At 68.7% G+C, this 21,988-nt stretch carries 21 protein-coding genes; 9 read left to right on the plus strand and 12 right to left on the minus strand.

Going from position 1 to position 21,988, the window contains the following annotated elements:
• Nucleotides 1–21 precede the first annotated feature (21 nt).
• The 7 genes from gyrB to dnaA all read right to left on the minus strand — a co-directional run bounded on the left by gyrB (nucleotide 22) and on the right by dnaA (nucleotide 9,170).
• Nucleotides 22–1,944 (minus strand): DNA topoisomerase (ATP-hydrolyzing) subunit B, encoded by a 1,923-nt coding sequence (gyrB, locus tag OIE13_RS30715; RefSeq protein WP_442811728.1) that lies wholly within the window; start codon nucleotides 1,942–1,944, stop codon nucleotides 22–24.
• Between the two features lie 320 nt (nucleotides 1,945–2,264).
• Nucleotides 2,265–2,819, minus strand: coding sequence for a DUF721 domain-containing protein (locus tag OIE13_RS30720; RefSeq protein WP_326646230.1), 555 nt, complete (start codon nucleotides 2,817–2,819; stop codon nucleotides 2,265–2,267).
• Nucleotides 2,809–4,029, minus strand: coding sequence for a DNA replication/repair protein RecF (gene recF / locus OIE13_RS30725; protein ID WP_326646229.1), 1,221 nt, complete (start codon nucleotides 4,027–4,029; stop codon nucleotides 2,809–2,811). Before recF ends, OIE13_RS30720 begins: the two co-directional genes overlap by 11 nt.
• Nucleotides 4,030–4,242: 213 nt before the next feature.
• The gene (gnd, locus tag OIE13_RS30730; protein ID WP_326829079.1) at nucleotides 4,243–5,187 is read right to left on the minus strand and encodes a phosphogluconate dehydrogenase (NAD(+)-dependent, decarboxylating); all 945 of its coding nucleotides are present in this window, start codon (nucleotides 5,185–5,187) and stop codon (nucleotides 4,243–4,245) included.
• Between the two features lie 80 nt (nucleotides 5,188–5,267).
• A complete protein-coding gene (locus OIE13_RS36860) occupies nucleotides 5,268–5,729 on the minus strand; it encodes a 3-keto-5-aminohexanoate cleavage protein (protein ID WP_442816024.1) in 462 nt (153 codons plus the stop codon).
• Nucleotides 5,729–6,868, minus strand: a complete 1,140-nt coding sequence (dnaN, locus tag OIE13_RS30735) for a DNA polymerase III subunit beta (protein ID WP_326646227.1) — start codon at nucleotides 6,866–6,868, stop codon at nucleotides 5,729–5,731. The genes OIE13_RS36860 and dnaN overlap by 1 nt, the downstream gene beginning before the upstream one ends.
• 571 nt (nucleotides 6,869–7,439) lie before the next feature.
• Entirely contained in the window at nucleotides 7,440–9,170 is a 1,731-nt protein-coding gene (dnaA, locus tag OIE13_RS30740; RefSeq protein ID WP_326646226.1) for a chromosomal replication initiator protein DnaA, read from the minus strand.
• 533 nt (nucleotides 9,171–9,703) lie between these two features.
• Here dnaA and rpmH point away from each other — a divergent pair.
• The 8 genes from rpmH (at nucleotide 9,704) to OIE13_RS30780 (ending at nucleotide 15,153) form a co-directional block, all read left to right on the plus strand.
• Complete coding sequence (gene rpmH, locus OIE13_RS30745; RefSeq protein ID WP_010849920.1) at nucleotides 9,704–9,841, plus strand: 50S ribosomal protein L34; 138 nt, start codon at nucleotides 9,704–9,706, stop codon at nucleotides 9,839–9,841.
• A gap of 61 nt (nucleotides 9,842–9,902) precedes the next feature.
• Nucleotides 9,903–10,325 (plus strand): ribonuclease P protein component, encoded by a 423-nt coding sequence (gene rnpA, locus OIE13_RS30750; RefSeq protein ID WP_326646225.1) that lies wholly within the window; start codon nucleotides 9,903–9,905, stop codon nucleotides 10,323–10,325.
• Entirely contained in the window at nucleotides 10,322–10,603 is a 282-nt protein-coding gene (gene yidD, locus OIE13_RS30755) for a membrane protein insertion efficiency factor YidD (RefSeq protein ID WP_425583256.1), read from the plus strand. Before rnpA ends, yidD begins: the two co-directional genes overlap by 4 nt.
• A gap of 4 nt (nucleotides 10,604–10,607) precedes the next feature.
• Nucleotides 10,608–11,558, plus strand: coding sequence for a membrane protein insertase YidC (gene yidC, locus OIE13_RS30760; RefSeq protein ID WP_326646224.1), 951 nt, complete (start codon nucleotides 10,608–10,610; stop codon nucleotides 11,556–11,558).
• A 35-nt stretch (nucleotides 11,559–11,593) separates the two neighbouring features.
• Nucleotides 11,594–12,097, plus strand: a complete 504-nt coding sequence (locus tag OIE13_RS30765; protein WP_326646223.1) for a Jag family protein — start codon at nucleotides 11,594–11,596, stop codon at nucleotides 12,095–12,097.
• A 191-nt stretch (nucleotides 12,098–12,288) separates the two neighbouring features.
• Nucleotides 12,289–12,984 carry a 16S rRNA (guanine(527)-N(7))-methyltransferase RsmG gene (gene rsmG / locus OIE13_RS30770; protein WP_326646222.1) on the plus strand — a complete coding sequence of 232 codons (696 nt, stop codon included), beginning with the start codon at nucleotides 12,289–12,291 and terminating at the stop codon, nucleotides 12,982–12,984.
• Between the two features lie 196 nt (nucleotides 12,985–13,180).
• Nucleotides 13,181–14,107 carry a ParA family protein gene (locus OIE13_RS30775; RefSeq protein WP_326646221.1) on the plus strand — a complete coding sequence of 309 codons (927 nt, stop codon included), beginning with the start codon at nucleotides 13,181–13,183 and terminating at the stop codon, nucleotides 14,105–14,107.
• A 71-nt stretch (nucleotides 14,108–14,178) separates the two neighbouring features.
• The gene (locus OIE13_RS30780) at nucleotides 14,179–15,153 is read left to right on the plus strand and encodes a ParB/RepB/Spo0J family partition protein (protein WP_326646220.1); all 975 of its coding nucleotides are present in this window, start codon (nucleotides 14,179–14,181) and stop codon (nucleotides 15,151–15,153) included.
• Between the two features lie 515 nt (nucleotides 15,154–15,668).
• Here the strand turns inward: OIE13_RS30780 and OIE13_RS30785 are convergent.
• The 3 genes from OIE13_RS30785 to OIE13_RS30795 all read right to left on the minus strand — a co-directional run bounded on the left by OIE13_RS30785 (nucleotide 15,669) and on the right by OIE13_RS30795 (nucleotide 19,480).
• Complete coding sequence (locus OIE13_RS30785; RefSeq protein WP_326829081.1) at nucleotides 15,669–16,727, minus strand: threonine aldolase family protein; 1,059 nt, start codon at nucleotides 16,725–16,727, stop codon at nucleotides 15,669–15,671.
• A 391-nt stretch (nucleotides 16,728–17,118) separates the two neighbouring features.
• Entirely contained in the window at nucleotides 17,119–18,072 is a 954-nt protein-coding gene (locus tag OIE13_RS30790; RefSeq protein WP_326646218.1) for a D-alanine--D-alanine ligase family protein, read from the minus strand.
• A 175-nt stretch (nucleotides 18,073–18,247) separates the two neighbouring features.
• Complete coding sequence (locus OIE13_RS30795) at nucleotides 18,248–19,480, minus strand: aminotransferase-like domain-containing protein (protein ID WP_326646937.1); 1,233 nt, start codon at nucleotides 19,478–19,480, stop codon at nucleotides 18,248–18,250.
• A gap of 298 nt (nucleotides 19,481–19,778) precedes the next feature.
• Here OIE13_RS30795 and OIE13_RS30800 point away from each other — a divergent pair, with 298 nt between their 5' ends.
• Nucleotides 19,779–20,399 carry a GNAT family N-acetyltransferase gene (locus OIE13_RS30800; RefSeq protein WP_326646217.1) on the plus strand — a complete coding sequence of 207 codons (621 nt, stop codon included), beginning with the start codon at nucleotides 19,779–19,781 and terminating at the stop codon, nucleotides 20,397–20,399.
• A gap of 220 nt (nucleotides 20,400–20,619) precedes the next feature.
• On the opposite strand, the gene trxA is transcribed toward OIE13_RS30800, so the two are convergent.
• A complete protein-coding gene (gene trxA / locus OIE13_RS30805) occupies nucleotides 20,620–20,943 on the minus strand; it encodes a thioredoxin (RefSeq protein WP_326646216.1) in 324 nt (107 codons plus the stop codon).
• 65 nt (nucleotides 20,944–21,008) lie between these two features.
• Nucleotides 21,009–21,944, minus strand: a complete 936-nt coding sequence (trxB, locus tag OIE13_RS30810) for a thioredoxin-disulfide reductase (protein WP_326830323.1) — start codon at nucleotides 21,942–21,944, stop codon at nucleotides 21,009–21,011.
• Nucleotides 21,945–21,988 lie beyond the last annotated feature (44 nt).

The following is a 21,988-nucleotide window of genomic DNA, read 5'->3' on the forward strand; positions in this document are numbered from 1 at the left end:
CCTTTTCTGGTACGGCTACCGCTACACGTCGAGGAAACGGACGTCCCGGGCGTTCCTGATGATGAAGGAGCGGCGCGCCTCGACGTCCTCACCCATGAGCACGCTGAACAGCTCGTCGGCCTGGGCCGCGTCGTCGAGGGTGACCTGCAGGAGCAGGCGGGTGTCGGGGTTCATGGTCGTATCCCAGAGCTGGGCGGCGTTCATCTCGCCCAGCCCCTTGAATCGCTGCACGTTGTCACGGGGCCGGGGGTCCGGCTTGCCCGCGGCGATACCGGCCTTGATGACCTCGTCGCGCTCGCGGTCGGAGTAGGCGTAGGAGGCGTCGTCGCCCCTCCTGTCCCATTTGATCTTGTAGAGCGGTGGCTGGGAGAGGTAGACGTGCCCCGCTTCGATCAGCGGCCGCATGAAGCGGAACAGCAGGGTCAGCAGCAGGGTCGTGATGTGCTGGCCGTCCACGTCGGCGTCCGCCATCAGGATGAGCTTGTGGTAGCGGAGCTTGGTGATGTCGAACTCGTCGTGCACGCCCGTGCCCATGGCGGTGATCAGCGCCTGGACCTCGGCGTTCTGCAGGACCTTGTCGATCCGGGCCTTCTCCACGTTGAGGATCTTGCCGCGGAGCGGGAGGATCGCCTGGAACTTGGAGTCGCGGCCGCCCTTGGCCGAGCCGCCCGCCGAGTCACCCTCGACGATGTACAACTCGCACTTCTCCGGATCGCTCCACTGGCAGTCGGCCAGCTTGCCCGGCAGTCCGGAGCCCGACTCCAGCAGCGACTTGCGCCGGGTCAGGTCACGGGCCTGGCGGGCCGCGAGGCGGGCGCGTGAGGCCTGCAGGGACTTCGTGATGATGTCCTTGGCCTCACCGGGGTTGCGCTCGAACCAGTCGCGCAGGTGGTCGTTGCAGGCCTTCTGGACGAACGACTTGGCCTCGGTGTTGCCCAGCTTGGTCTTGGTCTGACCCTCGAACTGCGGGTCGGCCAGCTTCACCGAGATGATCGCGGTGAGACCCTCGCGGATGTCCTCACCGGCGAGGTTGTCGTCCTTGCCCTCCTTGAGGAACTTCTGCTCGCGCGCGTAGCGGTTGACGATGGACGTCAGCGCCGCGCGGAAGCCCTCCTCGTGGGTGCCGCCCTCCGCGGTGTTGATCGTGTTGGCGAAGGTGTAGACCGACTCGCTGTACGAGTTGTTCCACTGCATCGCGATCTCGACCGCGATGCCCTCTCCGTGCTCCTCGAAGTCGATCACCGAGATGTGGGCGGGTTCCTTCTTGGAGTTGAGGTGCTTGACGAAGTCGGACAGACCACCCTCGTAGTGGTAGGTGACCTCTTTGGGGTCGTCGTCGATGAACTCGGGGCGCTCGTCCCTGATGGAGATCGTCAGGCCCTTGTTGAGGAAGGCCATCTCCTGGAAGCGGCGCGCGAGAGTCTCGAAGTGCCAGGTCGTGGTCTCGAAGATGGTCTCGTCGGCCCAGAAGGTGATCGAGGTGCCGGTCTCGTCGGTCTCCTCGCCCTTGACCAGAGGAGCGGTGGGCCGGGTGCCGACGTAGGTCTGCCGCCAGTGGTGACCGTCGCGGCGGATCTCCACCTCGAGCCTGCTGGACAGCGCGTTGACGACGGAGACGCCCACCCCGTGCAGTCCTCCGGAGACCGCGTACGACTTGTCGTCGAACTTGCCGCCCGCATGCAGCACGGTCAGCACGACCTCGACCGCGGGACGGTTCTCGCCGGGAACGTTGCCGACCGGGATGCCACGGCCGTTGTCGACGACCCGCACGCCGTTGTCGGCGAGCAGGGTGACCTCGATCCGGTCGGCGTGCCCGGCCAAGGCCTCGTCGACGGAGTTGTCGACGACCTCGTAGACGAGGTGATGGAGACCGCGCTCGCCGGTGGAGCCGATGTACATACCGGGGCGCTTACGGACCGCCTCAAGTCCTTCGAGAACGGTGATTGAGCTAGCGTCGTAGGACAAGTGCGAAATCCTCCTGCCGCGGACACGCGGCAGGGAGACAAACGTGTAGCCCCGCCGTGCCCGTCACCGTCGTGAATGCCCCGATGCGTCCACCCAGGGGAGCCGGCACACACGCCGGGGGTGACACGCAAACGGACGTGTCCGGAATTCGATTTCATTCTAGCGGCTCAGAGCACATCGTGTGGCATTGACGGCCCCTGAAATGGCCTGTCGCGTGACGATCATCGTCTTGAACATCCCCCTACGGGGGCGGGGTTCATCGCGCCAGAAAGGCTGCTGATCCGTTTTTGATCGTCGGATCAGCCGTATGTGTCGCCCGGACCGCGGCTTCCGGTGACTCGTAGGCCGCCGCTGGATCGAGGGCCGTTCTGCGGTCCGCGAACCTTGACCCGTTGCACCGTTCCGTCCCCGAGCTCCTCATTCAACCTTCTTACGAGGGTCCTTGCCAGCAGACGCACCTGGGTGGCCCAGGCGGTGGAGTCCGCGATGACCACGACCTCGCCCTCCGCGAAGGTCTCCGGCCTGGTGTGGGCCGCCATGTCCGGGCCGACGATCTCGTGCCAGCGGCCGAAGACCCCGCCGATCGCGGCGGGCTGCTCCCAGCCCCGGTCGGCGAGCAGGTCGGCGATGGCCCTGCCGAAGAGCTGGGGATCACCCGCGTCCCTGCGCGGCCCGGACGCCCTGCGGCGCGGCTCCCTGCGGGGAAGCTGCCCTCGCCTGGCGGCGTCCGACTTGGCCTGGGCCAGCTTCTCCCTGGCCATCGCCGCCCCCTTGGCGGCCGCACTCCTCGCCGCTCTGGGGGCCGCGGCGTCCGCCCCGGCACCACCGGATCCCGGCTCTGCGTCATCGGGCACGGGCCACACCTCCCTCCGTCACGTCGAAACGGCCTCCGGCCAACTCCTTCGGCACGTCGTCGGGGACCGCGGCGGTGATCAGCACCTGCTCGGCGGGGGCGACCATCTCGGCCAGGCGGCGTCGGCGCCTGCTGTCCAGCTCGGCGAAGACGTCGTCCAGGATCAGGACCGGGTCGCCGCCGTCGGCCCTGAGCAGGTCGTAGGCGGCCAGCCTGAGCGCCAGCGCGTACGACCACGACTCACCGTGGCTGGCGTAGCCGCGCGCAGGCAGCTCTCCCAGACCGAGGAACAGGTCGTCGCGGTGCGGGCCGACGAGGGTGACGCCGCGTTCGAGCTCGGCGGCGCGAACCTCCAGCAGACCGGCCCGCAGCCGCTCCGCGAGCTCGACGCGATCGACGCGATCGACGCGATCGACGCGATCGACGCGATCGACGTGGCCGGTGCCGGCGTCCGCGGACAGGGTGCCGCGGTATTCCAGCCTCGCGGGGGCGGAGTCGGGCGCGAGAGCGGCGTACGAGGCGGCGACCAGGGGGCGCAGTGTCTCGACCAGCTCCAGCCTGGCCGCGAGCAGCTCGGCACCGTGTGTGGCCAGGTGGGCGTCCCAGACATCAAGGGTGCTCAGCGGGTCTCCCGCCCCGGCCTCGGCGAACGCCGTGTCGCTCTCGGCCCGCCGGGCGCTCCGGCCGCGCCCCCGCCGGGCCTGCGCGGCCGTGCGCAGCAGCGCGCCACGCTGTTTGAGCACCCGGTCGTAGTCTGCGCGCACCCCCGCGAACCTGGGCGTCCTGGCCACCAGGAGATCGTCGAGGAACCGGCGCCGCTCGGAGGGATCGCCCTTGACCATGGAGAGGTCTTCCGGAGCGAACAGAACGGTGCGCAGCAGGCCGACGACGTCACGCGTGCGGGAGACGGGCGAGCGGTTCAGCCTGGCCCTGTTGGCCCTGCCCGGGTTGATCTCCAGCTCGATCAGCGCCCGCCGGTCGTCGCGCACCACCACCGAGCGTACGATCGCCCGCGCCGCGCCCTGCCGGACCAGCGGCCCGTCGTTGGCGACCCGGTGGCTGGCCTGCGTCGCCACGTAACCCAGCGCCTCGACCAGGTTGGTCTTTCCCGTGCCGTTGTGCCCGACGAAGGCCGTGACCCCCGGCTCCATGCCGAGATCGACGGTTTCGTAGGACCGGAAGTCGGTCAGGGAGAGATGGGCGACATGCACCCCAGGAAGATTAGTCGGCCCCGTCCGTCACCGTGGCCTCCGGCGCCCGCACGGCTCGCGCCCTGTGGAAAAGGTATGACGCGAGCCGTGCGCCGCGGGAACCGGCACTTCGTTCCGCAACGGAGGTCGCGAACGTGCGGCCGAGGCTGCCGGGGCGGCCTTCACGATGCCCGGAGCCCGGGTGGATCCGCGCTTCCGATGAGGAACGCCGTACTAGCCGGCCGCCTCGACCGGGGGGGTGACGTCGGCGCCCGGGGAGTCGGCGCCCTTGGTCGCCGAACCCGCCCTGGAGGTGACCGCGTGGCCGCCGAACTGGTTGCGCAGGGCCGCGACGACCTTCATGGCCGGCGAGTCGTCCTGGCGGGAGGCGAACCTGGCGTACAGGGCGGCGGTGATGACAGGCAGCGGGACCGCGAGGTCGACGGCCGCCTGGACCGTCCAGCGGCCCTCGCCCGAGTCCTGCGCGTAGCCCTCGAGCTGCTCCAGGGCGGGGTCCTCCTCAAGTGCGCGGACCATCAGGTCGAGCAGCCAGGAGCGGATGACCGTGCCCTGCCGCCAGCTCTTGAAGGCGCCGGGCACGTTGGTCACGATGTCGGAGGCCTCCAGCAACTCCCAGCCCTCGGCGAAGGCCTGCATCATGCCGTACTCGATGCCGTTGTGGACCATCTTGGCGAAGTGACCGGCACCGATCCTGCCGGCGTGGACGAAGCCGTCCTCGCCCTCGGGCTTGAGGGTCTCGAAGATCGGCATCATCCGCTCGACGTCGGCGCCGTCGCCGCCGACCATGAGCGCGTAACCGTTCTCCAGCCCCCAGACGCCGCCGCTCACGCCGCAGTCGACGAACCCGATGCCCTTGGTGGCCAGAGCGGCGCCGTGCTTCTGGTCGTCGACGTAGTGCGAGTTGCCTCCGTCGACGAGAAGGTCGCCGGGGGACAGCACGTCACCGAGCGCCTCGATCGTCGCCCGGGTCGGGTCGCCGGAGGGCACCATGACCCACACCGCGCGCGACGGCCGGAGCCGCTCCGCGAGCTCCTCCAGGCTGGAGACGTCGCTGACCGCGGGATCGCGGTCGTAGCCGACGACCTCGTGGCCGCCGCGGCGCAGGCGCTCGGCCATCCTGCCGCCCATCTTGCCCAGCCCGACCATGCCGATCTGCATACGAGAACCCCCTTCAGGGTTTCAATCATCCACCTACGTCAGCCGTGCCCGCGCAAGCCCTACCAGCACGGGGTTCCCGCCTACCGGATCACCCGTGGGGCCGTGGAGGACGTCCTCCAGGCCGATGCGCGTGACCGGCCCCGGCCGCCCCGTCTCGACCAGCAGAATCCAGGTCGGCTCCTCCTCCCCCCGGCCCGGCCGCGGACGGCCGCGCGCCGCGCGTCCACATCCCCGCCGGTTATCCACAGCCCCGTGCTCACCCCCACGGGGAGCCCGGGGCACGCCGCGCGCACCGCGCGCACCGCCGCCCCGATGTGGACGGCGCTGAGCGACTCGCTGCCCGCCTCGTCGCGCGGATGCATGTGAACAGCGCCCGCACCCGCCTCACGGGCCTCACGGGCCGCCTCAGCGAGCTGTGGAGGGGTCACGGGGAGGGCCGGCTGGTCTCCTGGCCTCCTGGCGCCGTTCAGGCACGCCTTGAGCCACGGCCCCTCTTCACCTGCCTCGGGCCGCGGTGCGTCCGACCGTGGCACCCCCACCATCAGCTGGAGAGCCGGATGGGCATGATCAGGTAGCGGTAGTCGGGAACTCCTCCGTCGTCCACAGGCTTGCCGCCGGTGAGGATGGCGGGCTTGGTGGACGTGGTCATCTGCAGTCGGGCCACGTCGGAGTCGATCGCGCCGAGGCCCTCCAGCAGGAACTGGTGGTTGAAGGCGATGTTGATGTCCTCGCCCTCGAACTCGACGGGAAGCACCTCGACGGCCTGCGCCTCGTCGCCGCTGCCCGCCTCCAGGACGACCTCGTCGCCGCGGAAGGCGAGCCGTACCGGCGTGTTGCGCTCGGCGACCAGGGCCACCCGCTTGACGGCCTCGACGAAGGCGGCCGTCGGCAGCTGCGCGCAGGCGGAGAACTCGGTGGGCAGCAGCGAGCGGTACTTGGGGAACTCGGGGTCGAGCAGCCGGGTGGTGGTGCGGCGTCCCGCGCTGGAGAAGCCGATCATGCCTTCACCGGTGCCCCCCGCGGAGCTCATCGCGATCTCGACCTCGGCACCGGTGCCCCCCAGGGCCTTGGCGGTGTCCGCGAGGGTCCGGCCGGGGATCATCGCGATCGCCGAGAAGTCGGGCTGGTCCGGCTGCCAGTTCAGCTCCCTTACGGCGAGGCGGTAGCGGTCGGTCGCCGCGAGGGTGACCGTGGCGCCCTCGATCTCCACGCGCACGCCGGTGAGCATCGGCAGGGTGTCGTCCTTGCCCGCGGCCACGGCGACCTGGCCGACTGCGGAGGCGAACACGTCGCTGCCCACCCTCCCCGCGGCCGGTGGCATGGTCGGCAGGGAGGGATAGTCCTCCACAGGCATGGTCAGGAGTGTGAACCGGGCGCTGCCACAGGTGACGACCGCCTTGGCTCCCTCCACGACGAAATCCACGGGCTGCGCGGGGAGCGCCCTGGTGATCTCGGCGAGGAGCCTGCCTGAGACGAGCACCACGCCCGCCTCACCCGTCTGCAGTTCGAGGGTCACCTCGGCGGAGACCTCGTAGTCGAAGGCCGAGAGTTTGAGCTGCCCGTTCTCAGTGACCTCAAGACGCATGCCGGCCAGCACCGGCACGGAGGGACGCGCCGGCAGGCTGCGCGCCGTCCATGCGACCGCCTCAGCGAGCACGTCTCGGTCGACCCGGAACATCACGTGGATCTGCCTCCTGTGTATCGAGCGCCGTCTGCTCGGTGCTTGGGGTTCAAGTGTTCACTGTCTTGCACCTGCGCTCCCCCGGAACCCCTCTTATGGCTCTTGGGGTTTCTAGTAGAGATACAAGTGGCCATCGTATTAGGGGGTGTGGATACTGTGGAAAGCCATTGTTTCCGCAGGTCAAGTGCGGTTTTTTCATCCACTGGGGCTGTGGGCGACCACTGTGGACAACTCTTGAGGCTGGGGAGAACCGCAGAGTACCCACAGGCCGTCCCCAGATTCGGTGCCCTCTGTCCACCGGTTATCCACGAGGTTTCCCCAGGTTATCCACCGGGTATGAGGTCGTTTTGTCCTTGTGGAAAACTCTCTACACAGGGCGTCCCCAGGTTGTCCACAGGTTGTCCCCAGGTTGTCCACAACTTCTCCCCAGAGTTGTCCACAGTCTCCGAACAGCGTTCGGACCGGCTTGTTTGCAGATGATCATGGGTGGACGCCTCGGAGCCTTCCTCGTCCCCGCGAGTCGTTGATCCACAAGGTTTTCCACAGCCTGTGCATCATGGGGTGAAAAACCTCACCCATTGCGCGACTGCTGCTTGATCCTGGTGGTGAGTTCGTTGACCTGGTTGTAGATCGAGCGGCGCTCGGCCATCAGGGAGCGGATCTTCCGGTCGGCGTGCATGACCGTGGTGTGGTCGCGGCCGCCGAACTGCTGGCCGATCTTCGGCAGCGACATGTCGGTCAGCTCCCGGCACAGGTACATGGCGATTTGGCGGGCGGTGACCAGGACCCGCGAGCGCGACCCGCCGCACAGGTCGTCGATCGACAGGCCGAAGTAGGCGGCGGTGGAGGCCATGATCGTGGCGACCGTTATCTCCGACCCGGCGTCCTCGGTGATCAGGTCCTTGAGCACGACCTCGGTGAGCTGCAGATCGACCGACTGCCGGTTGAGGCTGGCGAACGCGGTCACCCTTATCAGGGCGCCCTCCAGCTCGCGAATGTTGGTGGAGATGCGGCTGGCGATGTACTCCAGCACCTCGGGCGGCGCGGCCAGGCCCTCCTGGATCGCCTTCTTGCGCAGGATCGCGATCCGGGTCTCCAGCTCGGGCGGCTGGACGTCGGTGATCAGGCCCCACTCGAACCGGTTGCGCAGCCGGTCCTCCAGCGTGACCAGCTGTTTCGGCGCCCGGTCGCTGGAGATGACGATCTGCTTGTTGGAGTTGTGCAGGGTGTTGAAGGTGTGGAAGAACTCCTCCTGCGTCTGCTCCTTGCCCTCCAGGAACTGGATGTCGTCCACCAGCAGGATGTCCACGGCCCGATAGCGACCCCGGAAGTTGTCGGCCTTGTGGTCGCGGATGGAGTTGATGAAGTCGTTGGTGAACTCCTCGGAGCTCACGTACCGCACCCGCGCGCCGTCGTACAGGCTCTGGGCGTAGTGGCCGATCGCGTGCAGCAGGTGGGTCTTGCCCAGACCCGAGTCGCCGTAGATGAACAGCGGGTTGTACGCCTTGGCAGGCGCCTCGGCCACCGCGACCGCGGCCGCGTGGGCGAAACGGTTGCTGGAGCCGATGACGAAGGTCTCGAAGGTGTACTTCGGGTTCAGCCGGGCCGGCTCGCCCTGTGTCCGGCTCCCGCGGCTGTCCCACCTGTTCTGCACACCGCCCGCGCCGGGCACCGCGGGCGCGCCGCGGTCGAAGGAGTCGGGCTCGGGACGCGGCGAGGGCGCGGTGTAGCCGCCGCGGGTGTATCCGGGGCTCTGGTCCCCCGATGAGGGAGCCTGGGACGGCTCTGTGAGGCGGTACGGCTGGGGGGATTCCTCGGCCTGCTGGTACGGGTAGGAGAACGGCTGAGCCTGTGGATATTCGGTGGACGGCTGGGCGGCCGGGTTACCTCCCTGGTAGGGAGGATGAGGCCCGGAACCCCCGTGGTGCTGGGGGTTTGCCGGTTGCGTATAACCCTGCTGGGCCCCGCCGGCCTGTGTATAACCCTGCGGCTGTGCCTGGGGATAAGGGTCCTGGCGAGAGGCGAGTCCGGGCTCGGGACCCGCCGCGCTGGGATCGACCATGACCGCCACCCGCATCGGGCGGCCGAATTCCTGGGAGAGCGCGTGACTGATAAGCGGACGAAGCTTGTTCTCCAGGACGTCTCTGGCGAAATCCGTGGGTGCGGCGAGCACCACCGTGTCGTTCATGAGGCCGAAGGGCCGGGTCATGCTGAGCCAGACCCGCTGCTGAGACGGGACGTTCTCGTTCAGGGAGTTCTCCAGCGCCCTCGCCCAGACCGCGCTGAGGTCCGTTCCGTCCATGGGTCGGCTCCGCTCCTCCCGACGCGGCCCCCGCTGGCCTACCGCGATCTGTTTATCCACATCGATGGCCGCCGGAAGCACCGGATCTCGCCGTTGTCCACAGGCCGGGCGTCCGGTGGCACCTTCGTGGGCACCGTTCGATATCCACACCGAATCCACAGGCTGTGCACAGTCTGTTACCCGCGGTCCGACGCGTCCTCGCAGTGGAGAGAGGGTTCGGAGGAGCCGACGGTAGTCCTGTCCACAGCTGTGCACAAGACGTTGTCCACAGCCTAGTGGCAGTACGGGGGGGACAGAGTGCACATCCTGTGGACGGCGGGGCGCCGGTGGAAAACGTGCCTGTGGAAAGGTGGATAACCTGTACTCGCGCGCTCTGGGACGTTCTCCGGTTTGACCTGGGGCGCGCCTGCCCCGTAACGTACGACGGTCGGCTTGCCACGCGGCGGCTATTTCGCATGCCCCGCATCTGGCAGGCCAGCCACTGTCGAGCGTCCCCATGTGCTGGGGATGCGTCTTGAGCCTGGAGCCCACTCGTGAGCAAGCGTACTTTCCAGCCGAACAACCGCCGTCGTGCGAAGACCCACGGCTTCCGGCTCCGCATGCGCACCCGCGCCGGCCGCGCCATTCTCGCCGCTCGTCGTCGTAAGGGCCGCGCCGAGCTCTCCGCCTGACGCATCCGTTGAGCCCGGTTCGCCGGGCCAAGGCAGCAGAGCCCGTCGCCCGTCGGCAGCGATGCCGACGGGCGACGGGCGTACCTGCCCAGGGTCACCAAGGTCTCTTGTGTTGCCGTCCGGGTCCCGCATGCGCCGGGGCGACGATTTCGCCGACGCGATCAAAAGGGGAAGCCGAGCAGGCCGCCCCACCCTGGTCGCGCATTTCGGCATGCGCGTCGACAGCGACGACCCTCCCCTGGTCGGATTCGTGGTGAGCCGCGCCGTGGGAGGCGCGGTGATCAGAAACCGGGTCAAACGTCAGCTGAGACACCTCATGCGAGACCGTCTCGACCGGCTTCCACGAGGTAGCCTGCTTGTTGTACGCGCCAATCCACCGGCCGCGTCCGCGCGAAGCGAGCGCATTGCCGCCGAACTCGACGTCGCGCTGAATCGTTTACTCAGGCGGCTGGAGCCCCCCGGGGCTCGCATGGATGGGCGATGATGACGGCGCAGCAGACCGCCGGGATTTCTCCGGCTGCCAGGATCCTGATGGCTCCGATCCGGTTCTACCGGGCCTTCGTGAGCCCTCTGCTGGGTCCCCGTTGCCGTTTCCACCCCTCGTGCAGTGCCTACGGTCTCGAAGCCGTGGCCGTTCACGGCGCGCTGCGCGGTACATGGTTGACGATCCGGAGAATCGGGCGTTGCCACCCATTCCATCCCGGAGGCTTTGACCCGGTGCCCCCGCGCCCGGGCCGGTCCGACGAAACGCAAGGGAGCTAGCTCGGTGGAGCTGTCCTGGCTGAACTGGCTTTACACGGCCGTGGCCCAAGTGATCACCTGGATCCACGAGGGCTACAGCACCTTCATTCCGAGGAACAGCGGGCTCAACTGGGCGCTGACCATCATCACGCTCACCGTGCTGATGCGGCTGTTGATCTTCCCGCTCTTCCTCAAGCAGATGCGCTCGTCGAAGAAGATGCAGGAACTGGCGCCCAAGGTCCAGGAGATCCGCAAGCGCTACAAGAACGACAAGCAGCGGATGAACCAGGAGGTCATGGCGCTGTACCAGGGGCAGGGGGCCAACCCGCTGGGTGGTTGCCTGCCGATCGTGGCACAGTTCCCGATCTTCATCTCGATGTTCACCGTGCTCCAGGCCATGGCCAACAGCCCGGTGCCCAAGTTCGGCATGACCCAGCAGATGATGGACAGCGCCAGGGCGGCCCACATCTTCGGCGCGCCGGTCCCGGCGACCTTCTTCACCAGTTCGAGCGACATCATCAAGCTGGGCGCCGACCCGATCATAACCAAGGTCGTGCTCGCCATCTTCGTGGCGATCAGCTCGCTGACCACCTTCCTCACCGTCCGGCAGAGCGTGACCCGCTCGATGGCCCAGATGCCGGACAACCCGATGGCACAGCAGCAGAAGATCCTGATGTACGTCTCGCCGCTGTTCGCCATCTTCTCGCTGAACTTCCCCCTCGGCCTGATCCTCTACTGGGTCACCACGAACCTCTGGACCCTCGGCCAGCAGCACTGGTTCTACAGCCGAAACCCCTCTCCGGTGGTCGACGCGAAGGGCAACGTCACGACCCCCGAGCCCAAGCCGAGCCTGCTGAGCAAGGTCAAGAAGACCGCGCCCGAGCCTGAGGTGCCGTCTGTGCCGGAGCCCAAGGTGGTCCGCCAGCAGCCCACCCGCCAGCCCCGCAGCAAGCGGGCCGGTAGCAAGAAGTCCTGACGTCTCATCCCGACAGCACGAAGGAGTGGCCGGACGTGACCGAGGCCGAGGCCGAGAGGGAGCCCGTGAAGGCGGCTCCCGATCTCGCCGCCCTGGAGCAGGAAGGCGAGATCGCGGCGGACTACGTCGAGGGTCTGCTCGACATCGCCGACATCGACGGTGACATCGACATGGATGTCGAAGGTGATCGCGCGGTGGTGTCGGTGGTCGATATCAAGGGCGGCGATCTGGTCGGCCCCAACGGTGAGGTGCTGGAGGCCATCCAGGAGCTGACCCGCCTCGCGGTCCACCGCCAGACAGGTGAGCGGTCGCGCCTGATGCTCGACATCGGCGGCTACCGTGACCGCCGCCGGAGCGAGCTGCGCGAGCTTGGCACCAAGGTCGCGGCGGACGTCAAGCGGATCGGCGCGCCCAAGTCGCTGCAGCCGATGACCCCGTTCGAGCGGAAGATCGTGCATGACGCCGTCGCGGCGGCGGGCCTGCGGAGCGAGTCCGAGGGCGAGGAGCCCCGCCGTTTCGTGGTGGTCCTCCCCGTCTGACGACGGCGCGGACAAGCAGAGGCCGCCGCTCCTGGTTCTCCAGGGGCGGCGGCCTTTTTCGTGGCCTGTTCCATACGATGTCGGCGGCGGCGTACGAGTTCGGGGCCCGCGCCGTACGGTGCCGTCGAGGCGGGCCGTTAGCCTTAAGACCGGCCTGACCCCGACATTTCCGAGGGAAGAGTGAGCGTCGAGTGAGTGACCAGATCCCTGAGCCGCCCGAGGTCGCGCGCGAGGTGTTCGCCGGTGACGCCTGGGCCAGGGCGGAGGCGTTCGCGGAACTGCTGGCCGGCCCCGGGGTGGTGCGCGGGCTGCTCGGCCCGCGGGAGGTGCCGCGCATCTGGGACCGCCACCTGCTCAATTGCGCGGTGATCGCCGAGGCCGTGCCCGCCGACGCGCGCCTGGTCGACATCGGCTCCGGCGCCGGACTGCCGGGACTGGTCCTGGCGATCGTACGGCCCGACATCACCGTCACCCTCCTGGAGCCGCTTCTTCGCAGGACGGTCTTTCTGGAGGAGTGTGTGGAGTCGCTGAAGCTCGGCAACGTCGAGGTGCTGCGCGGCCGTGCGGAGGAGTTCGCGGGCAGGCGGGAGTTCGACGTCGCCTCCGCCCGTGCGGTGGCGCCGCTCGACCGCCTGCTGAAGTGGGCGCTCCCCCTCTTGCGCGAGGGTGGCGAGCTGCTGGCCATGAAGGGCGAGCGTGCCGCGGAGGAATTGGCGGACGCCGAGCGGCAATTGCGGTCGAGTGGGGTTCAAACCGCTGAGCTCACATCGGTTGGGCACGGTAAGGTCGAGCCGCCCGCAACTCTCATCCGGGTGGTCGCCGGTCGAGCTCCCGAAGGAGCGCGGAAGGCCGCTCGCCGGAAGGATCGCGCCTCGCGAGGCAGGTAACGCGAGGCCAGTAGATAAACCGAGCAAAGCGAGTACGAGGCCAGTGAACGACCGTACAGGTGCGATTGCCAGCGCGACGAGCGGTCTGGGCTGGCCCGAGGATTCGGCCGCTTTGCCACAAGGAAGCCTTTCCGGTCTGGGCTGGCCGGCACCGGCTCCCGGTGCCGCAGTCAGGCCGGTTGAAAGGACGACGACCGTGACCCAGACCCCCCTTAATCCCGGCGACTCGCCGCTGGTACGAGAGGCACTCAGCTCAGTGGTTTCACGTGAAACATCGACCCGGAAGACCAGCGCCGCTCCCAGAGGTTCCACCGGGGTCCGAGATGGAGATTGGCCCCGCCCTCCCAAAACCCGGATCTTCACCGTCGCCAACCAGAAGGGCGGCGTCGGGAAGACGACCACGTCGGTCAACCTGGCGGCGGCGCTGTCCATGCACGGCCAGCGGGTGCTCGTGGTCGACCTCGACCCCCAGGGCAACGCCTCGACGGCCCTGGCCGTCGAGCACCGCGGCGACGTACCGGACATGTACAAGGTGCTCGTGGAGGATATGCCGCTCGCGGAGGTGGTGAAGGAGGTCCCGGACATGCCGGGTCTCTACTGCGCTCCCGCCACGATCGACCTGGCCGGTGCCGAGATCGAGTTGGTCTCCATGGTCGCCCGTGAGGCTCGCCTGCAGCGCGCGCTGACCGCTTACGACGCCGTTGAGTTCGACTACATCCTCATTGACTGCCCTCCCTCGCTCGGCCTGCTGACCGTCAACGCGCTGATGGCCGCGAACGAGTTGCTGATCCCCATCCAGTGCGAGTACTACGCGCTGGAGGGTCTCGGGCAGCTGCTGAGGAACGTGGATCTGGTCCGTGCCCATCTGAACCCCACGCTTGACCTTTCCACCATCCTCATGACGATGTACGACGGACGCACCCGCCTGGCCTCCCAGGTCGCCGACGAGGTCCGCTCCCACTTCGGCGCGACGGTGTTGAGCACGTTGATCCCCCGAAGCGTGCGCGTCTCCGAGGCCCCGAGCTACGGTCAGTCGGTCATGACGTACGACCCGGGCTCCAGCGGCGCGATGGCCTACATGGACGCCGCTCGTGAGATCGCTTATCGAGGTGTGGCCGTATGAGCACCGCGAACCCCGTGGCCGTGGCCGCGGACATGCCAGTGAGGGCGACACCTTGAGCCTCGGGAGGGGCAGTGAGTAAGCAGCCGAGAGGGCTGGGCAGGGGACTGGGGGCCCTCATCCCGACGGGCCCGGCCGTCGTCGCCGAGACACCCGCGTCGATGACCGTGACGATGGTCGCCCCGGAGCCGGTGGTACCGGAGCAGCCGGGCCCCAAGCCCGTCGCGGGGGCCTACTTCCTGGAGATCCCGGTCGAGGACATCGCGCCCAACCCGCGCCAGCCTCGCGACGTCTTCGACGAGGAGACCCTGAGGGAGCTGGCCACCTCGATCGGTGAGGTCGGCCTGCTCCAGCCGGTCGTGGTGCGCGCGACGGGCGATGGAGGCTACGAGCTGGTCATGGGCGAGCGTCGTTGGCGCGCTTCCAAGCTCGCCGGGCTCTCCAAGATCCCCGCGATCGTGCGGAGCACCCAGGAGGACAAGCTCCTGCTCGACGCGCTCATCGAGAATCTCCAGCGCGAGCAGCTCAACGCCCTGGAGGAGGCGGCGGCCTACCGGCAACTGCTCGACGACTTCGGCGCGACCCACGAGCAGCTGGCCACCCGCGTCGGCCGTTCCCGTTCACACGTGACCAACACGCTGCGCCTGCTGAACCTGCCGGCCGGAGTACAGCTCAAGGTCGCGGCGGGAACGATCAGCGCGGGCCACGCGCGGGCTCTGCTCGGCCTGAACGACCCCGCCGCCCAGGAGCATCTCGCCCACCGGATCACGGCCGAGCTGCTGTCGGTCCGCGCGGTCGAGGAGATCGTGGCCGTGGGCGACGCCAAGGCCGCCCCGGCTCCGACTCCGAGAGCTCCCCGGGCCAAGCCCGCCGAGGAGCCCGCCCTCCGGCACCTGGCAGACCGTCTCTCCGACCGCTTCGAGACCCGGGTGAAGGTCGACTTCGGCCGACGTAAGGGACGCATCGTGGTGGAGTTCGCGACCATCGACGACCTGGAGCGCATCATCGACACGATGGCTCCGGGATCGCTGAAGGTGGCGGAAGGATGATTTCTCGCCGACCTGGGAGGGCTCGTGCACGCGGGCCCATGGCGCACCCGTTGTGAGCCGGTGAATCCCCGGATGGCTCTTCGCTCGAACGGCCTCCCTGTTTCACGTGAAACAGGGAGGCCGTTCTCGTACTCCCGGACACTCCCCCCGTTCCCCGCCCGACGCCCCCTTGGCCGTCGTACGCCACCTCGATGACCGAGTGAAGCCCCCCGAGTCGGCGCGCTTCACCGTGCACGCACGTGAAGCCTCAGGGCCGTGTGGCCGCCAAGCGCTCCGGCCTCGACATCGGCGCACCGAGGTCGGCCGGGGGCGATGCGGCCGTGACCCTCGCTGTCGCCCCGACGGAGACGCTGCCGTTTCACGTGAAACATCGAGCGCCGATCGGCGCGGGCGGGTCGTCCGCCGTACGGAAACGCCGAGGTTCACATTCGGAGGATGACGGACCCGCGCGGCGGCGGGCCGTGTTTACAGACCCGCGCGGCGGCGGGCCGTGTTTCACGTGAAACGGCCGCCACTCAGGAGCCGGCCGCTCCCTGGACGGCGAGACGGATGTCGGCGAGGAAGGCGTCGACCTGCTCGGGGGTGGTGTCAAAGGAGGTCACCCAGCGGACCACGCTCTCGGCCGCGTCCCAGACATGGAAGAGATAGCGCTGCTGCAGCTCCGCGACGACCTTCTCCGGGAGGGCGGGGAAGACGGCGTTGGACTGCACCGGGTAGCGCAGGGAGACGCCGGGTAGGTCGGCGACGCCCGCTGCCAGGCGGTGGGCCATGGCGTTCGCGTGCGCGGCGTTCTCGCGCCAGAGGTCATCGGTGAGGAGTGCGGTCAGCTGGGCGGAGACGAAGCGCATCTTGGAAGCGAGCTGCATTCCCTGCTTGCGCAGGAACGGTGTCGGGGCGTCCAGTTCCGGGCGGAGGACCACGAGCGCCTCGGCGCCCATGGCGCCGTTCTTGGTGCCGCCGAAGCTGAGCAGGTCCACCCCCGCGTCCGTGCTGAGAGAGCGGAGCGAGCAGCCAAGTTCGGCCGCCGCGTTGGCCAGCCGGGCGCCGTCCATGTGCAGGAAGAGGCCGTGCGCGTGCGCGAACTCCGCGAGCTCGGTGATCTCGTCGGCGGTGTAGCAGGTGCCGCACTCGGTCACCTGGGAGATGGAGACGACCCTGGGCTGGGAGTGGTGCGCATCCCCCAGCACGGGCAGCAGGCCCCGGACGTCGTCCACGGAGATCTTGCCGTCATCGGTGGGGACGGTGACCAGCTTGACGCCGAGCACGCGTTCGGCCGCGCCGCACTCATTGGTGTTGATGTGGGCGGTGACCGGGCAGATCACCGCGTCGTACGGCCGTAGCGCGAGCCCCAGTCCCACAACGTTGGCTCCGGTGCCGTTGAACATCGGGTAGGTGGTCGCCTGGGTGCCGAACTCGGCGCGGAAGGCGTCCTCCATCGCGGTGGTCCAGACGTCCTCGCCGTAAGCGGGGGCATCTCCGGTGTTCGCTTCGATGACGGCGGTGAGGACCGCAGGATGCACGCCCGCGTGGTTGTCGCTGGCGAAGCTCTTGGGGAATGAGGTGGAGGTCAGCACACGGCCAGCGTAGGGGGCGGCCCGCTCGTCGGTACGGCCCCCGTCCGAACCGTCGCGGACCGCCGGCTGGTTTCCCGCCGGCCTTGGGGCCGGCCCTCCAGCGGGCCGTCGCGGACCTCTGGTCGGCTTCCCGCCGACCTGGGTCCAGCCCTTCGGCGGGCCGTTGCGGACCGCCGACCGGCTTCTCATCGGGTCTTGGGGCCCCGGCCCTCCAGCGGGCCGCCGACCGGCTTCCCGCCCTCGGCCTTCGTGCCCTCACCGGCCCTCGATCGGCTGATGATCGGGCCGGTTCTCCTGGCCGGACGGTCCCGTCAGGGCCGCTCCCGTCAGGGCCGCTCCAGGCCCCGCCCGGACCCTGTCGCGCTTCGGACTCCCGGGGAGCGAGCAGAGGTCAGGCGCCGCGGGCGGCGGCCTGTTCGAGGAGGATCCGGCAGAGGGTGCCGAGGTCGTCGCCGGCGGCCTCCGCGGCCATGGGGAGGAGGGACGTCTCGGTCATGCCGGGGGCGACGTTGACTTCGAGGAAGTGGGGCAGACCGTCCGCGTCGACGATCAGGTCGGTGCGGGAGATGTCCCGGAGACCGAGGGCGGTGTGCGCGGTCACGGCCATCTCGGCGCAGGCCGCGGAGACCTCGGGTGAGAGGCGGGCAGGGGCGAAGAACTCGGTGTGCCCGGCGGTGTAGCGGGCCGCGTAGTCGTACACGCCCTCGTTCGGGACGATCTCCACGGGAGGCAGGGCCACCGGCCCGTTCCCGAGGTCGACCACGGAGACGGCGACCTCGACACCGTCGACGCAGCGTTCGATCAGCGCGGTGTCGCCGTAGGCGAAGCACCCGACCATGGCGGCGGGAAGTTCCTCCGCACTGCGGACTATCGACGCGCCGAGCGCGGAGCCGCCGCGGGACGGCTTGACGAACAGGGGCAGGCCGAGGCGCTCCACGATGCGGGCCAGCACCGCGGAGGCGCCGAGGTCGTGAAAGGTCTCCTTGGGCAGCGTCACCGATTCGGGGGTGCGCAGGCCGAAGGAGCGGACGACTGTCTTGGCGGTTGGCTTGTCGTAGGCGACCCGGCAGGCGTCGGGGCCGGCGCCGACGTAGGGGACGGAGAGGAGTTCGAGCACCGTACGGATGGCGCCGTCCTCGCCCGCGCCGCCGTGAAGGGTGACGAAGACCGCGTCCGGCGGGTCCGCGAGCACGGAGGGAACCAGTGACGCGTCGGTGTCGCGGGTCTCCACGGAGATGCCCGCTCCGCGCAGCACCTCGCTCACCCGCCGGCCGGAACGCAGCGAGACCTCCCGCTCGTAGGAGAGTCCGCCCGCCAGGACGAGCACATGGCCCAGGTCACTCATCCGATATACCTCTCATCAAGGCCCGCTCCGGGCCTGTCCTGTCGCTCTCGTCGCGCGCGGCCCGGGACCGGCTGGATCACCGCGCACCGGCACAGGAAGTCACCGTACGGCACCGGTAGGGGAGAACTCATCCCGGCGGGTGTCCCGTTTCGCGGGACACCCGCCGGGTGGTGGGTTACGCGAGGTCCGGGCCCGGAGTGTCGACTCCGATGCGGTCCGGGGACGAGCCGGTTCCGAACGTGTCGCGGACGCGGAGCTCCTGCTCGATCACCCCGGCCAGGCGGCGGACGCCCTCGCGGATGCGGTCGGGCTCCGGATAGCAGTAGGAGAGCCGCATGTTCCGCGCTCCGCCGCCGTCGGCGAAGAAACCTGTGCCCGGCACGAAGGCCACCCGCTCGGCGACCGCGCGGGGCAGGAGCGCCTTGGAGTCGAGCCCCTCGGGGAGGGTGGCCCAGACGAAGAACCCGCCGGCGGGGCGGGTCCAGGTGACGCCGGGGGGCATCAGGGCCTCCAGCGAGGTGAGCATGGTGTCGCGGCGCTCGCGGTAGAGCTCTATGAACGACTTGATCTGCTCACGCCAGGGCTGGGTGGCGAGATACTGGCCGACGGCCAGCTGGGTGAAGGAGGAGTGCGACAGAACCGCGGACTCCATCGCCAGCACCAGCTTCTCGCGGACGGCGTGCGGGGCGAGCGCCCAGCCGACCCGGAAACCGGGGGCCAGGGTCTTGGAGAAGGAGCCGAGGTAGACCACGCCGTCGGCGTTGTCGGCGCGCAGCGTCCGCATGGGCTCGCCGTCGAAGCCGAGCATGCCGTACGGGTTGTCCTCGACGATCAGCACGTCGGCCCGCTGACAGATCTCCAGGACCTGCTGTCTGCGCGCGGCGTTGAGCGTCACCCCGGCGGGGTTCTGGAACGTGGGGATCGTGTAGAGGAACTTGATCCGGTTGCCCGCGCTCTGCAGGGCGTAGATGGTCTGGGCCAGCGATTCGGGGACGATTCCCTCGCTGTCCATCGCGATGTGGATGACGTTGGCCTGGTATGCGGAGAACGTGCCCAGGGCTCCGACGTAGGAGGGGCCCTCGGCGAGCACGACGTCACCCGGGTCGATGAAGATCCGGGTGATCAGGTCGAGGGCCTGCTGGGAGCCGACCGTCACGACGACGTCGTCGGCGTTGGCCTCGATCCCCTCCATCCGCATGACGTCGCAGATCTGCTCGCGCAGGTGCGGGTCGCCCTGGCCGGAGCCGTACTGGAGCGCGACGGGACCGCGCTTGGCGACCAGGTCGGCGACCAGCTCCCCCACCACGTCCAGGGGCAGGGCGGTGACGTACGGCATCCCGCCGGCGAGCGAGACCACCTCGGGCCTCGACGCGACGGAGAAAAGAGCTCGAACCTCGGAGGCGACCATCCCGGTTGCTCGTGCCGCGTACCGGTCGACATAGGCGTCGATGCGCGATCCCTGGGTCGGAGCGATGGCCTGACCGTGATCTTTATCCTGGGGCACGGTCCACCTCCTAGCTTGTGTGGAGCACAATGCGCTCATATTAGAGAAACCAGGTTACGTCAGAGGCTGCAGTCGTCTGAGTGTGGGGACGGGACCTCCTGAAACCAGGACCCGCACTGGGCTACGATGCCAGCTGGAGACGCCGTTTTCGCGCGTTTTTCGCCATGGCTTGCACTCGTCTCGCCAGGATTGGGGCCAACAGGTGTCGCGTCGGCTGGCAAACGTCACCCTCGACAATCTCGACGACCTGCCGCGCCGCTGCCGCCGGTGCGTCTTCTGGGAGCTCGATCCCGTCAACGCGGATCGGGCGGTGAAGGCCGGTGATCCGGGGCTGGAGAAGGAGGCGTGGATCTCCTCCACGCTGCTGGAGTGGGGAAGCTGCGGCAAGATCGTCTATGTGGACGGGGTGGCGGCCGGTTTCGTGCTCTACGCGCCGCCGCACTACGTGCCGCGCTCGGTGGCCTTCCCGACCTCGCCGGTCAGTGCGGACGCGGTGCTGCTGATGACCGCGCACATCATCCCGGAGTTCTCCGGGGGCGGCCTGGGCCGGATGCTGGTCCAGGGGGTGGCCAAGGATCTGACCCGGCGCGGGGTGCGGGCGATCGAGGCGTTCGGCGACCTGAAGTGGGAGCAGCCGGGCGCGTGCCTGATGCCCGCCGACTACCTGCTCTCGGTGGGTTTCAAGACGGTCCGTCCGCACCTGCGTTTCCCCCGCCTCCGCCTGGAGCTCAAGAACGCCGTCTCGTGGCGTGAGGACGTCGAGGTGGCACTGGAGAGGCTCCTTGGGTCCATGAGTCCGGAGAGGGCCCTGCGGCCTGTCTGAGACCCTCTGGAGCCCCGTACGGCACCATCTGGAGCCTGCACGGCACCCCCTGGAGTCCGCGCGCTCCCCCCATGACCGCGACCTGGAGAGCCGAGGTCCGGCACGTCCGGCGCATGTGAAAGCCCCCCGCGGTGAGACGGGGGGCTTTCTGTGGGTGGGTGTGCCGCTCGGAAGCGGGTGATACGGCGGGCGCCGTGGGGGGCGGCCGGCCGCAGGGGGCCTAGATGATGCCCTCGAGCTCGCGAAGCAGCATGGCCTTCGGCTTGGCGCCGATGATCTGCTTCACAACCTCTCCGTTCTTATAGACGTTCAGGGTGGGAATCTGGAGTACGCCGTAATTCGTGGCCGTTGCCGGATTCTCGTCGATGTTCAGCTTGACGATGGTCAGCCTCTCGGCCTGCTCACCGGCGATCTCCTCCAGGATCGGCGCCACCTGCCGGCACGGGCCGCACCACTCGGCCCAGAAGTCGACGATCACAGGCTTGTCGCTCTTGAGGACGTCGGCCTCGAAGCTGGCGTCGGTCACGTTCTTGATGGTGCCCAATGTCCTGCTCTCCCTCTGTACCTGATGCGTAACCTGATGCCTGATGTCTGTCTCGCGGACCGGCGTCACTCGCCGTCGTGATCGGCCAGCCAGCGCTCGGAGTCGAGTGAGGCGGCGCAGCCGGTGCCCGCGGCGGTGATCGCCTGCCGGTAGGTGTGGTCGACGGCGTCGCCCGCGGCGAAGACGCCGTCGAGGTTGGTGCGGGTCGAGGGGGCGTCGACCTTGATGTAGCCCTCGTCGTCGAGCTCCACCTGGCCCTTGATGAGCTCGGTGCGGGGGTCGTGCCCGATCGCGATGAACAGGCCGGTGGCCGCCAGCTCGGACTCCTCGCCGGTCTTGAGGTTGCGCAGGCGAACCCCGCTCACCTTGTTCTCGCCCAGCACGTCGACGACCTCGCTGTCCCAGACGAAGCGGATCTTCTCGTTGGCGAACGCGCGGTCCTGCATGATCTTGCTGGCGCGCAGCTCGTCACGGCGGTGCACGACGGTCACCGAGGAGGCGAACCGGGTGAGGAAGGTGGCCTCCTCCATGGCGGTGTCGCCGCCGCCGACGACCACGATGTCCTGGCCACGGAAGAAGAAGCCGTCACAGGTGGCGCACCAGGACACGCCGTGGCCGGACAGACGCTTCTCGTTGGGCACGCCCAGCTCGCGGTAGCCGGAGCCGGTGGCCAGGATGACGGACCTGGCGTAGAAGGTGTCGGTGACGGTCTTGACGACCTTGGGGCTGGCGGTCAGGTCGACCTCCACTACATCGTCGGCGATCAGCTCGGCACCGAACCGCTCGGCCTGCTTGCGCAGCCCGTCCATCAGGTCGGGGCCCATGATGCCGTCGGGGAAGCCCGGGAAGTTCTCAACCTCGGTGGTGTTCATCAGGGCGCCACCGGCGGTGACGGATCCCTCGAAGACCAGCGGGTTGAGGTCGGCACGCGCGGAGTACACAGCGGATGTGTAACCGGCGGGACCCGATCCAATGATGATTACATTCCGGACGTCCATCAGTGCTCGTGCCTCTCCTCTGTCGATGCCACCGGCGTCAACAGATC

Source organism: Streptosporangium sp. NBC_01810 (assembly GCF_035917355.1).
In the GTDB taxonomy this organism is placed as follows: Bacteria; Actinomycetota; Actinomycetes; order Streptosporangiales; family Streptosporangiaceae; genus Streptosporangium.

Excerpts from the sequence above, each read along its gene's own strand:
- OIE13_RS36860 (WP_442816024.1), bottom strand. The coding sequence starts at position 5,729 with ATGGTGGGGGTGCCACGGTCGGACGCACCGCGGCCCGAGGCAGGTGAA.
- gnd (WP_326829079.1), bottom strand. The coding sequence starts at position 5,187 with ATGCAGATCGGCATGGTCGGGCTGGGCAAGATGGGCGGCAGGATGGCC.
- OIE13_RS30795 (WP_326646937.1), bottom strand. The coding sequence starts at position 19,480 with ATGGTCGCCTCCGAGGTTCGAGCTCTTTTCTCCGTCGCGTCGAGGCCC.
- rnpA (WP_326646225.1), top strand. The coding sequence starts at position 9,903 with ATGCCGACGGGCGACGGGCGTACCTGCCCAGGGTCACCAAGGTCTCTT.
- dnaA (WP_326646226.1), bottom strand. The coding sequence starts at position 9,170 with ATGGACGGAACGGACCTCAGCGCGGTCTGGGCGAGGGCGCTGGAGAAC.
- yidD (WP_425583256.1), top strand. The coding sequence starts at position 10,322 with ATGATGACGGCGCAGCAGACCGCCGGGATTTCTCCGGCTGCCAGGATC.
- OIE13_RS30790 (WP_326646218.1), bottom strand. The coding sequence starts at position 18,072 with ATGAGTGACCTGGGCCATGTGCTCGTCCTGGCGGGCGGACTCTCCTAC.